General features: G+C 43.3%; 5 protein-coding genes. 3 read left to right on the top strand and 2 right to left on the bottom strand.

What is annotated here, in order from left to right; genetic code table 11:
- From ABID99_RS00105 to ABID99_RS00095, 3 genes are all read left to right on the top strand, one after another.
- Complete coding sequence (locus ABID99_RS00105; RefSeq protein WP_373612503.1) at positions 1-3,210, top strand: S41 family peptidase; 3,210 nt, start codon at positions 1-3, stop codon at positions 3,208-3,210.
- Between the two features lie 90 nt (positions 3,211-3,300).
- The gene (locus ABID99_RS00100; RefSeq protein WP_373612502.1) at positions 3,301-4,182 is read left to right on the top strand and encodes a lysostaphin resistance A-like protein; all 882 of its coding nucleotides are present in this window, start codon (positions 3,301-3,303) and stop codon (positions 4,180-4,182) included.
- Positions 4,183-4,315: 133 nt separating this feature from the next.
- Entirely contained in the window at positions 4,316-6,583 is a 2,268-nt protein-coding gene (locus ABID99_RS00095; RefSeq protein ID WP_188834814.1) for an aconitate hydratase, read from the top strand.
- An 883-nt stretch (positions 6,584-7,466) separates the two neighbouring features.
- On the opposite strand, the gene nagB is transcribed toward ABID99_RS00095, so the two are convergent.
- On the bottom strand, positions 7,467-9,386 hold the full coding sequence (gene nagB, locus ABID99_RS00090; protein WP_373612501.1) for a glucosamine-6-phosphate deaminase: 1,920 nt from the start codon (positions 9,384-9,386) through the stop codon (positions 7,467-7,469).
- A 1,288-nt stretch (positions 9,387-10,674) separates the two neighbouring features.
- Entirely contained in the window at positions 10,675-13,236 is a 2,562-nt protein-coding gene (locus tag ABID99_RS00085; protein ID WP_373612500.1) for a kelch repeat-containing protein, read from the bottom strand.
- Positions 13,237-13,440: the final 204 nt, after the last annotated feature.

The raw sequence follows: 13,440 nt of genomic DNA, 5'->3' as shown, positions 1-13,440 counted from the left end.
ATGAAGAAACTATACATCGTATTGTTTTTGGCAGCACTGTGCCAAACCAGCCTTAAAGCCCAAACAACCGGAAGCTATTTTACATCTAACCCAACCCTAACACCCGATGGCAAAACTGTAATTTTCAGTTACGAAGGCGATCTTTGGAAAGCCGATATCAACAGCACAGCCGCCACGCGATTGACCGCCATGCAGGGTGAAGAAACCAGTCCGCGGGTATCGCCCGACGGGCAATGGCTTGCTTTTTCATCAAACCAGTTTGGCAACAACGATGTATACGTAATGCCCCTCGCCGGCGGCGATATCAAACAGCTTACCTATAACGATGCCGGCGATAACGTAGATTCCTGGACCTGGGATTCGAAATCCATCTACTTCAACTCAAGCCGTTATAATGGCTTCAGCGAATACAAAGTAGCAGCTACCGGCGGCACCCCCGTTAGGCTGTTTGGTCATTATTTTAATACCATACACGGTGTTGTTGAGCATCCGCAAACCGGCGAGCTATTTTTCAGCAATACCTGGGAGAGCATTTATTTCCCCACCCGTAAGCACTATAAAGGCGCTTACAATCCCGATATTCAATCATACAATCCTAAAACCAAAGCCTATAAAAAATATACCGACTGGCAGGGCAAGGATTTCTGGACCACCATTGATCAAAAAGGCAACATCTATTTTGTATCCGACGAGGGCAACGAAGAATATAACCTGTATGCCTTTATCGATGGTAAAAAAACCGCGTTAACCCAGTTTCCCACCTCTCTCAAACGCCCGCAGGTAAGTGCCGATGGCAGCAAAGTAGTGTTTGAAAAAGATTACCAGATTTTTGTTTACGATGTGGCATCCAAACAAACGCAGAAGCTAGGCTTAAACCTGTTCCGCAATAATGTAGTGCCTAAAGACCAATCGTTTGAAACAGGCGGTAAAATTGAAGGAGCAGCATTATCACCCGATGGCAAAAAGCTGGCTTTTGTATCCCGCGGCGAATTATTTGTAAGCGATGCCGAAGGTAAATTCGGCAAAAAACTGGAGCGTAATACCAGCGAACGCATTACCGAAGTAAGCTGGATGAGCGATAACAAAACCCTCATTTTTGGTCAAACCCTGGGTGGCTATCCTAATTGGTACACCATAACAGCCGACGGCAGTGGCGCCGAAAAACAGCTTACCACAGATAAAGGCAGCAATCGCCTGCTGAGCATGAATAAAGACCGCACACAAGCCATTTATCTGAGCGGCCGTAATGAACTGAAACTTTTGGATCTGAAAACACTCACATCAAAAACTATTGTTACCGATGAGTTTTGGGGATTCTACAACCCTCCTCCGCGCTTTTCGCCAAATGGCGAGTACGTGGTATACAACGCTTACCGCAATTTTGAGATGGACGTTTTTGTTTATGAGATAAAAACCGGGAAAATACTGAACCTTACCAATAGCGGTGTTACAGAATCGGCGCCATTCTGGTCGCCGGATGGCAAGTATATTTATTTTTCATCATCCCGTACACAGCCCGAGTATCCTTACGGCTCAAAAGATGCCCACGTTTACCGGATGCCTTTGCAAAAGTATGATGATCCTTTTAAGATGGATAAGTTTACGGCCCTGTTTAAAGAGGAGAAAAAAGACGACGATAAAAACAAAAAGGATAAGGACAAAAAAGCGTCTAACAAAAAGAAACCTTTATCTGAGCAGCCAACACCTAAACCGCCTGCCGATATTGTTATAGACACCGAAGAACCGATGAAAAGGCTGGAACGCATCAGTCCGGAGTTTGGCCAGGCCCAGGGACCTTACGTGATTCAAAAAGGAGATAAAACATTGGTATACTATGCCTCAAACCATAGCGAAGGCAAAGGGGCACTTTACCGTACCACCCTTGAAGCTTTTGAAAACCCCAAAACTGAAAAAGTTGGCAGCGGCGACTTCGGCAATTACGACATTTTTGGCAATGGCGATAAATATTTTGTACTGGCCGGAGGCAATATCTACACCCTAAACATCGATGCCAACAAAGTGGATAAGTTAGATATCAATTATAGCTTTACCCGTAACATGGCCGGGGAATTTACACAGATGTTTGATGAAACCTGGGCGGGACTGGATGAAAACTATTACGACGGCAATTTCCACGGAGCCGACTGGAAAAAGGTTCATGACAGCTATAAAACATTTGTCCCTTATATTAATAACCGGGCCGACCTGCGCCTGTTGCTGAATGATATGCTTGGCGAGCTCAATTCATCGCACCAGGGCTTTTACTCAAACGGCAACGAGGAAAAGAAAACCTTCAGCTACCGTACCATGGAAACCGGAATTATTTTTGACAATGATTCACCATACAAAGTTAGCAGTATAGTCATCCATAGTAATGCCGATAAAGCAGGTATCGATGTAAAACCGGGTGATGTCCTGAAAGCAGTGAACGGCGTCACGGTTGATGAAAAACAGGACCGTAATTATTACTTCAGCAAGCCATCGCTTGATAAAGAAATTGAACTGACCTTTAACCGCGGCGGCAAAGATATTAAAGTGAAGCTTCACCCTGAATCGACGGGCGATCTGTCAGGCAATCTTTACGACGACTGGATCAAGACCAATGCTAAAACAGTTGCAGAAAAGAGCAAAAACCGCATCGCCTACTCATACATGAAAAACATGGGCGATGGCGCCCTGGAAGATTTTCTGGAAGATATGGTTGATGATGCTTATAATAAAGACGCACTTATCCTCGACCTGAGATATAACACAGGCGGTAACGTGCATGATAATGTGTTGCGGTTCCTGTCGCAAAAGCCGTACCTGCAATGGGCTTACCGCGATGGTAAAAAAACACAGCAATCAAACTTTGCACCGGCGGCCAAACCGATCATCCTGCTCATGAATGAGCAAACCCTAAGCGATGGCGAAATGACCTCACAAGGCTTTAAACAATTGGGCCTTGGCAAGATCATCGGCACCGAAACTTACCGCTGGATCATTTTTACCAGTGGCAAAGGTTTGGTTGACGGATCATTCTACCGTATCCCGGCCTGGGGCTGTTATACGCTTGATGGCAAGGACATTGAGAAAACTGGTGTATCACCGGATATTTATGTGAAGACTGATTTTACCGATAGATTGGAAAATAAAGATCCGCAATTGGTTAGGGCTATTGAGGAGATTTTGAAACAATTACCTCCCGCTTCATCAAAAGCAGAAAAATAACCTGTTCATATTTTATCGAACTATTTTTTAATCTTAAATTGGCTGGTCGTTTATCATGGCCGGCCAATTTTTTTCCTAAACAATCGCAAAATGTCTGAAATAACAAACATCGAACTAAATGCAGAAGAGCCTGAAAACATTGCTCTCGCTCCGCAAACAGCCTATCCTAACGTAACATCTGTTGTAAAGTTATTTTTCGTGTATCTTGTTTTTCTGATCATCGTTGCAATAATCGCCGGCATCATATTTATGAATACTCCACAAGAATTTCCGGCTGTGAAATCGATATTCAAAGTATTGATGAATGCTGCTCCCATACTAATGGCAATACAGTATACTTTAAAAAGGAGTGAAAAACAACAAGGTTATCCATCAACCATAAATTATAATAAAATCAAGGGGTGGCTTATCCCGGTATTGATCATAGCGGCAGCGGCATTCTCAATCGTCTTAGAACGAATTTCAGTATTGCTACCAATGCCACTGAAAATTCGCGAGATATTTGAGCGGATGTTCACGAGAGATATATTCTCTTTCATGAGTGTTGTTATTATAGCTCCAATCATCGAGGAAATATTGTGCAGGGGCATTATTTTAAAAGGGCTTTTAAAAAATTATTCGCCTAACAAAGCTATATTCATTTCTGCGATCCTTTTTAGCGCACTGCACTTAAATCCCTGGCAGGCCATTCCAGCGTTTTTCGGAGGTTTATTTTTAGGTTGGATTTATAATAAAACGCAATCCGTAATTCCGGGAATGATTTTTCATGCTGCCATAAATACTACAGGATTTGCATTTTTGTTTTTAGGGAACTCCAAACAAGACCTACCTGATATTTTTGGAAAGATGTATTACCCGGTTCTGTTGATGTCCGCATTAGTTTTCACTGTATCATGCATCTTCATCAACAAAAAAGTGAAGGTTGCCGTAACCAACCAATCTTTAACCACTAACCTCCAATCACTTATTTAGAACATATCCAAATAACATTTGTATAAAGCACTAACAGCTTTCAAATGTTATTTTTTGTAAATTCGCCGCTCTAAGGCCGGATAACGGGCTTAACGTCAATTTCTTTTACTTTTCACCTAAAAATCAAATACAAATGGCTTTTGATTTAGATATGATCAAAAAGGTTTACGACCGCTACAGCACTCGCGTTGATGCTGCCCGTAAAGCGACCGGTAAACCCCTAACTTTAACCGAAAAGATTTTATATGCCCACCTTAGCGAAGGCGATGCTCAAAAAGCATTCGGTCGCGGGGTAGATTATGTTGACTTTGCACCAGATCGTGTAGCTATGCAGGATGCTACTGCGCAAATGGCCCTTTTGCAGTTTATGCAAGCCGGTCGCCCGCAGGTTGCTGTTCCATCTACCGTACATTGCGATCACTTAATTCAGGCAAAAATCGGCGCTGTTGAAGATTTAAGTACTGCTGTTGACGTTAACCGCGAAGTTTATGACTTCCTGGCTTCAGTATCTGATAAATATGGCATTGGTTTCTGGAAAGCCGGTGCAGGTATCATTCACCAGGTAGTGTTGGAAAACTACGCTTTCCCGGGTGGTATGATGATCGGTACTGACTCACATACACCTAATGCAGGTGGTTTGGGTATGATTGCTATTGGTGTTGGTGGCGCTGATGCCTGCGACGTAATGGCCGGCTTACCCTGGGAGCTTAAATTCCCTAAACTGATTGGTGTAAAATTAACCGGTAAACTTTCTGGCTGGACTTCAGCTAAAGACGTAATCCTGCGTGTTGCTGGTATCCTTACTGTAAAAGGTGGTACCGGTGCTATTGTTGAATACTTTGGCGAAGGCGCACGCTCAATGTCTGCAACCGGTAAAGGCACTATTTGTAACATGGGTGCAGAAATTGGTGCTACTACTTCTATCTTCGGTTACGACGAAAAAGCTGCTGCTTACTTAAAAGGTACAAAACGTGCCGATATCGCTGAACTTGCCGATGCTATTGCTGAGCACTTAACCGGCGACGAAGAAGTTTACGCTAACCCTGAGCAATATTTCGACCAGGTTATTGAGATCAACTTATCAGAGCTTGAACCACACGTAAATGGTCCGTTTACTCCGGATCTGGCATGGCCTATCTCTAAATTTGCTACAGCTGTTAAAGAAAACGGCTGGCCTACCAAATTAGAGGTTGGTTTGATTGGTTCATGTACCAACTCATCTTACGAAGACATCACCCGTTCGGCTTCTATCGCTAAACAGGCTATCGATAAAAAATTAAAAACTCAGGCCGAGTTCACCATCACTCCGGGTTCTGAGCAGGTTCGTTACACTGTTGACCGCGACGGCTATCTTGATACTTTTGCTCAAATGGGCGGTGTGGTATTGGCTAACGCCTGCGGACCATGTATTGGCCAGTGGGCCCGTCATACTGATGACCCTACCCGTAAAAACTCTATCATCACTTCGTTTAACCGTAACTTCGCTAAACGTCAGGATGGTAACCCTAACACCCACGCTTTCGTAGCGTCTCCTGAAATTGTTACCGCTTTCGCTATCGCGGGTGATTTAACTTTTAACCCACTTACTGACACGTTAACTAACGAAGCCGGTGAGCAGGTTAAATTCGATGAGCCTCAAGGTATCGAACTACCTGTAAAAGGTTTCGCGGTTGAAGATGCAGGCTACCAGGCACCAGCAGAGGACGGCAGCAAAGTTGAAGTTATCGTTTCTCCAACTTCATCACGTTTACAATTACTTGAGCCGTTCAAAGCCTGGGAAGGTACCGATATTACAGGCCTTAAATTGCTGATCAAAGCTAAAGGTAAATGTACTACCGACCACATTTCTATGGCTGGCCCATGGTTGAAATTCCGCGGTCACCTGGATAACATTTCAAACAACATGCTGATCGGTGCTATCAACTACTTTAACCTTACTGCCGATAGCGTTAAAAACGAATTAACCGGCGAGTATGGTCCTGTTCCGGCTACTCAGCGTGCTTACAAAGCAGCAGGTATCGGTTCGATTGTAGTAGGCGACGAAAACTATGGCGAAGGCTCATCACGTGAGCACGCAGCTATGGAACCACGTCACTTGGGTGTACGTGCTATATTGGTAAAATCATTTGCCCGTATCCACGAAACCAACCTTAAAAAACAAGGTATGCTGGGTATCACCTTCGCTGATCCTAACGATTACGAAAAGATCCAGGAAGATGATACTATCGATATCACCGGCTTAACTACTTTTGCCCCTGGCCAGCAGTTGACCGTGGTATTACACCATAAAGATGGTTCAACCGAATCATTCCCTGTAAACCACACTTACAATGCCCAGCAAATTGAGTGGTTTAAAGCAGGTGGTGCATTGAACATCATCCGCAAGCAAATGGCGTCTTAATTTCGGATATCGGAATTTTGATTTCGGATTTAATATTGAAGGCCTTCCCATTTTGGGGAGGCTTTTTTGTTGGGTAAAATATAAATAAGCGTCATTGCGAGGTACGAAGCAATCCCCGATTTGCAGAGCGACTATACAAGTGCCTCTGTACGGTTCGCGATTGCTTCGTGCTTCGCAATGACGCGTGATAAAGCTTTGTCCTTTCCCTGGCCGTGTCCCTGCGGCCAACTATATACAAAAAAAAGCGCCCGTGATAACACGGACGCTGGGAGTAGATGTATTTTTCAATTCTATGAACCATCAACCATGATCCATGAACTAATTTTAGAATTTATATCTCACAAACGCTTCCATAGCTTCGTATTCAGCCAAACCAAGGCGTTGGCCGCGTTCTTGCGACCAACTTCTGCATCATAAAAAGCGCTTTGTAATGCCCCAACTGCTACCAAGGATTGCAAACGAGAACTGCTATGCGCTATCATCTAATTTTATTGGGAAGGCGGCCACCTTCGATGAAACCCAAATATCAGACCCAAAACAACTACAATTACACCAAGCAAAACGAAAATTAACGTAACTATTCTGTCCGCCTGTCGGTTTGTCTTTATTTCCTCTGTCATCATTTTTTGAGCCGCATCTTTTTTTAGATCTATTGATCTGACTTTAGTTAATCGTGCCCTCATTGTAAATAAATGTATAAAATTTCTCTGTAATAATATTATACGTTCTCATCATACGGTATTTATGAATTGAGTTTCTCTCATCAGTTGACGTATCCCCAAGGCCAATTATATTCAATAAAAAAGCGCTCGTGAGGACACGGGCGCCGGGGAAATGTATCTTAAAATCCATGAACCATCAACCATGATCCATGAACTAATTTTTAAAATTTATACCTAACAAACGCCTCCATAGCCTCATATTCAGCTAAACCAAGACGGTCATAGCGTTGGGCTGTGTCGCGGGTGCGGTCTTCCGCACGTACCCAAAACTCCCTTGCATCATCACCAGGGAATACAGGTGTATCCTTTTGCGACTGGTGTTTGAAGATAGCGTTACGCTTGCGGATCACCTCCTGTGGCGACAATGGTACTGCCATCTCTATCTCATGTGTTTCAAACTCATGCCATGCACCACGGTACATCCACAGCCAGCAGTCTTCTACCCAGGCTTCTTTACCTTTTAATCTTTCCAGTGCAGCTAAGATGATTTTGAAGCATACCAGGTGAGTTCCGTTAGGATCTGCAAAGTCACCTGCCGCAAAAATTTGTTGTGGTTTTATTTTTTGTAATAATTCGATGGTTAGCTGGATATCTTCCTCTCCTACTGAATTTTTTTTGGTTTTGCCCGTTTCGTAAAAAGGCAATGCCATAAAGTGGATATGATCATCCTGTAAGCCTGCATATCTTGCTCCTGAAATCGCTTCAGTTTTCCTGATGAAACCTTTTACGTTCCTGATCTCCTGGGTATCGATCTCATTTGGCTGCTTGGTTGGGAAGAAGGCACGCATATCCTCATATGATTTTTGAAGATGTGTAGTGTCCTCGCCAATGCTGTTAGTAAAGTCGATGGCAAATTCCATGTACCTTAGCACGTCATCATCCCATACCGCGGTATTTCCTGAGGTTTGGTAAGCTACGTGTACATCATGCCCCTGGTCTACCAAACGAATAAATGTACCGCCCATCGAAATTACGTCATCATCCGGGTGTGGCGAGAAAATGATACTTCTCTTTTTAGCAGGCAGTGCCCTTTCCGGCCTTTGCGAATCATCCGCATCCGGTTTGCCACCCGGCCAGCCAGTAATGGTATGCTGGATCTGGTTAAAAATATCAATGTTGATATTGTATACCGGGCCCTGCTCTACCGCCAGCTGCGCCATGCCGTGGTTATTGTAATCTTCTTCCGTTAGTTTCAGTACCGGTTTGTTAACCTCATTCGCTAACCAGATCACAGCCTTTTTCTTTAACTGGTTATCCCACACGCAATCTTTTACCAGCCACGGGGTATCAAACCGGGTCAGTTCTGACGCGGCATCTGCATCCAGTACAAACTCTACATGTTGTGATAATTGCAGGTAAGTGGCAGGTACTTCACCCGAGATCTCCCCTTCTACCGCTTTCTTGATGATTGGCGCTTTCTTCTTATTCCAGGCCATCAGGATGATTTCCCTCGCCTTGAAGATGGTACCGATCCCCATGGTAATGGCTTTGGTTGGTACGTCGGCTTTACCACCAAAATCGCGGGCAGCGTCACGTCTGGTCAGGTCGTCAAGCGTTACCATCCTGGTTCCTGAGTTTGGTGCAGAACCCGGCTCGTTGAAGCCGATGTGACCTGTACGACCGATACCCAGGATCTGAAGGTCTAATCCGCCAAGTTCTTCTATCTGTTTTTCATAGGCTAAACAGAATGCTACGACTTCGTCTTTATCCAAAGTGCCATCCGGGATGTGCACATTGGCTTTATCTATATCAATATGGCTGAAAAGATTTTCGTACATGAAGGTTACATAGCTTTGCGCCGCTGTGGGTTTCATGGGGTAGTACTCATCCAGGTTGAAAGTGATCACATTCTTAAAGCTCAAGCCTGCTTCTTTGTGCTGCCTTACCAATTCGGCATATACCCCTATCGGGGTTACACCGGTGGCAAGCCCTAATACCGCTTTTTCACCTTTGGCTTGTTTCGCGCGGATCAGATCTGCTATCCGGTTCGCTACCGCCACCGAGGCTTCCTGCTGGTTGTTGTAAACGCTTACCGGTAACTTCTCGTAACGTGTCTCTTCCAATAAATTTAATCGTGCCATAATTTTCTCAGAACCTATATGTTATATGTTAAAGTTTAAAAAGTCGCTATACAAAAAACCCCCGCCAAGGGCGAGGATTTTTATCAAACCAATTAACAAAAATGTTTATCCTCACCGACATGAGGGTAAAGTAAAGTGCGTATAATAATATGCTGTGCATTATCAATACAAACTTACTAAAACAAAATTTGAATTAAAAGAACTTTTTAAATTTTTTTAATAAGTATCTTATCCAGGAAGGGATAGGATGGGGTTCATTTTGGCTAAAATTCACCCATATTAGTGAAGCTTATCCTAAGTAATAGTAAGAATCCTCTTTTCTTTCGCATCGTGACTTACGAAAATCATCATTCCCCTGGCTCAATCAAAATCGGGTGTCATGCTGAGTGATTTAAATCCGGTGGCCTCTGAAGGAGAAATGACATATCCACCACGTCATTGCTGAGTTACGAAGCAATCTCTTATAAGCAGATAAAAGACTTTATTCTATAAACTTACATCGTCGCGCTCCTGGCCGCGCGGGGCCAGTTACTTTTGTCGCCACAAAAGTAACCAAAAAGGCTTGCAGCAGAGAGGCTTCTTTGCGCACAACCTGGCCCCATAGCCCTCGGCGCGGCCTTCACCCTGCAAAACGAACAGAACTACGGGCTGCAATTATTTTGCCCCTCTTCGCACGCAATGCCTCCGCTTCTGCAAAAACTTGCTATGCCCCTGCAGCCGCACCGCCCAGCATCGTTCTGTTCGTTTTCACCCGAAGCTGATCTGCTGCGAAAAACCACATTTTTTATCTTGTCATGGGTAGCTCGTCGAAGCATGGCGGGCAAGGCCTCTGCGCACGACCCTTCGACGGGCTCAGGGTGACAGGCCTTCTTTGATTAATTTATTTTTCCGTTAGAGTCATATAATTTAACATGCCACTTAGACCCTCCCCAAAAAGGCAAAAGAGTTCCTGATGGGCAGGAATACTCTTTTTGCTAACCAATTATAAAACATAAATCATGAGATGAGAAGAGATGCAGGGGTGGAATCGAACCATCCGTTTGCTGCCGGCCAGCACCTGCCATTTAGTTTAAAAATGAACCCCATTTGCAAACTAATCTGTTGCAAATATATAAATATTCTATTAAATCTATATATTTAGTAGAATATATTCATAAAACATTCATTTTCTTTATGAAACGAGCCCATTAAATAGACAAAACGTATTGATAATCAATATATTGCAGTTAAGCTTTGGCATTCTGTTTTCAGGCTTTCGTACAAAAAATCCTTCATTACAAGATCATTATCAGCGCGAATCAGACTTATTAGAACAGATCTTTTCAAAAGGGACTGGGTATTCTTCGCCTAATGACTTTTCATATTCAGCGCTAAACTCCTCATAAACTTTCCGGGCATGTTCAATGCCTTTAGTACGCCTCAGGGCTTTGAGCTTAAACTTAATACCGATATCATTAAAAGGATCGATATTCAACACGATGCGGGCTATCTCCAGCGCTTTTTTATAATCAAAAGCATCATAAGCCTTTTTTATTACCGGCAAAATAACCGGCATCAACGCTTCTTCGTACTCCTGCTTAAAATCATCAAGCCAAATTTCAGGAATATGCTGCAATAGCCCGCCACGGGCAACTAAGTCGAGATAATTGAACGCAGAGGGTTCACCAACATTAGTTTGTTTAAGTGCTTCCCTCACCACAAAATAATCGCAATAAAAATCTTCGGTGCTGATAAAACTATAGGTATCATTTAAAAAGGCAAGTTCCAGGCCATCTATATCCGAAAGTATGTTACGGAGGTGATTGATGGTTACACCGCGAATATTCTTAGTTTTGACCACATCCTTATCAGGCCATAGCGTAGTAGAGATCTTTTTTGATATCACACCGTTCTTTTCGCGACTGTTCAACAAAATAAGAATAAACAGCTGCTTGATCTTGGGACTGAACAGGTAAGTAATATCCCGTTTATTTTTATCATAAACAGTAAACTCGCCCAGGAGGTAAACAGCGTTGGCTTTGTTACCCATTTCAGTTTCAATTTTTTGTTCGGCAATACGCTCTTCGTTAACAGTAACGGGTTCATCGTTATCCTTTCTCCGCCTTAAGAAAAACATGACAATTCCGCATAACAATACAAATGCAGACGCGCCACCCAATATCCTGTATAAAGTAAAAGATTTGCTTTTGGGCTGGTGGGCAGCCACAAATGCCTCCTGGCTCACGGGCGGCGCGGTAAGTGCAAAGATTTTTATGGTTGATCGCGACGGAGTTTCAAACTCCTGTGTAGTACAATAAAATACATCCTGCTTAGCATTATAAAACAGGTTATGGTCTGTTTCTATCCGTTCGGACACAACCGGGATGGTACCGCTTACTACCTGGTATGAACCATCTTTTATTGAAAATTTGTACAGACGTAAACTCGTTTTGGGCCGTTCGTGCGGATAGCATAGTACATAAAGAAACTGCTTATCCTTTGATACAATGAGATTATTGGCTGGTACAAATGCTTCTTCATCCGGCTTGATCTCCCAGAGCTTTTTTATGCTATGCTTATCCAGGTTAATCCGGTACAGGTCATAATAGTGCATCCCGCCTACTACCTGGTTGCCCGACTGGTTGCCGTAGCCGCCAAAAATGTAAACATCGTTGTTTTGATCGGCCGTACTTGCAGCCGAAAAGAACCGGGGGTTGATCACATCGCCGGTAAAACTTTGTTGCTGCCAGGTATCTGCGGCTTTATCGTATTTAAAAAAGTTATTATAGTATTTAAAAGAGCCGTACCCGCCAAAAAGGTAAAAGTTGTTAAAGTCCTTATCGTAAAAAATATTATGATGATGCCTTTGCTCCGTTATGGTCGCCTTACCATAAAAATCCCAGCTAAGGCTGTCCAGGTTAAAAGAAGCGATACTTGGAGAAGGCTGCGGGGCCCTAAGTACTTCATACAAATAGCATTCATTCTCCTTAAGGTTTACAATACTTTTGCCCAGGTGCAAGGGTACTGCCAGTTTATTTTTGAAGGGTTTTGTTTCTACTGCATCCCGCCCGGCATCATAAAACATCAGGGAATCACTTTTGAAGATAAAGAACTGCTCATTTTTTTCATTAAAGTTGATCCCTGCAACCTCGTTAAAAGTGTGCACGAATTTCTGTTTCCAAAAGTACGATTCGTTGATAAGCCATGCCGGGTTATCAACGTGCCCCAGATTATCTCCGTCAACCGTAAAAACATCATTCCCGGTCCATTCGCTAAGCAGGAAGGTATAGGATTTATCATCGTTGCTGACAACCAGGTTTTTAATGGCCATATTCGGCACATCCGAATAATGTTCGTTTTTGCCAAAGGTGATCTTCGCAGTTATTTTACCGTTAAAACCCAATCCTGCTGCCCGGTACCATTTTCCGTTTATGGATATGCCTACTTTATCGCCTTTGAGATCAAGATCAACAATCACTTTAAACCATTTACGCCGTTTCAGCATAGTATCGGCAAGAGGGATGCTGAGTTTATTACTCCGGCTATCAATATTAAAATTGAGCAACGAACCATGATTGTAAATCGCACTCAGGCTATAGGAGTTACCCTTATCATCGGTTAAGTTTAAAATATAGCCAAGGTGCTGATTATCCCACAATGAAAGGTCGAAAGCAATCACCAGGCGATCATGAAAGGTTGGCAGATCATCCTTAAAAACCTGGTAAGAGGTGCGCTTGCTCATCAGGCTGTCATTTGAACCAAACTGCAACCCCTGCCCCCTGCTCTCAGTTGCAGACAGCAGTATAATAAAAAGCAATACAAGCTTATATGCCCTTTTTGAAAGCATTAAAACCTTACTTTTTTCCACCATTTATAATACATGTTTAAACTTGCTGATCAGGACAGCACTGCAGGTTAGAATAATGTGCTAAATTATACATTTTTTGAGTACCGCAGATGGAGGATTTTCATCATTTCGGCCGTCTGTTTGCCGATTAATGTGCAATTAGACCAAACCGGGCAATAATTTTATTGGGAACCATCCCGATTAGTATTATCGTCGTCATTATTGGCC

Source organism: Mucilaginibacter sp. OAE612, from assembly GCF_041806395.1.
In the GTDB taxonomy this organism is placed as follows: domain Bacteria; phylum Bacteroidota; class Bacteroidia; order Sphingobacteriales; family Sphingobacteriaceae; genus Mucilaginibacter; species Mucilaginibacter rubeus.
This window is presented reverse-complemented; position numbering and strand designations above follow the sequence as displayed.

Excerpts from the sequence above, each read along its gene's own strand:
- ABID99_RS00105 (WP_373612503.1), top strand. The coding sequence starts at position 1 with ATGAAGAAACTATACATCGTATTGTTTTTGGCAGCACTGTGCCAAACC.
- ABID99_RS00100 (WP_373612502.1), top strand. The coding sequence starts at position 3,301 with ATGTCTGAAATAACAAACATCGAACTAAATGCAGAAGAGCCTGAAAAC.
- ABID99_RS00095 (WP_188834814.1), top strand. The coding sequence starts at position 4,316 with ATGGCTTTTGATTTAGATATGATCAAAAAGGTTTACGACCGCTACAGC.
- nagB (WP_373612501.1), bottom strand. The coding sequence starts at position 9,386 with ATGGCACGATTAAATTTATTGGAAGAGACACGTTACGAGAAGTTACCG.
- ABID99_RS00085 (WP_373612500.1), bottom strand. The coding sequence starts at position 13,236 with ATGGTGGAAAAAAGTAAGGTTTTAATGCTTTCAAAAAGGGCATATAAG.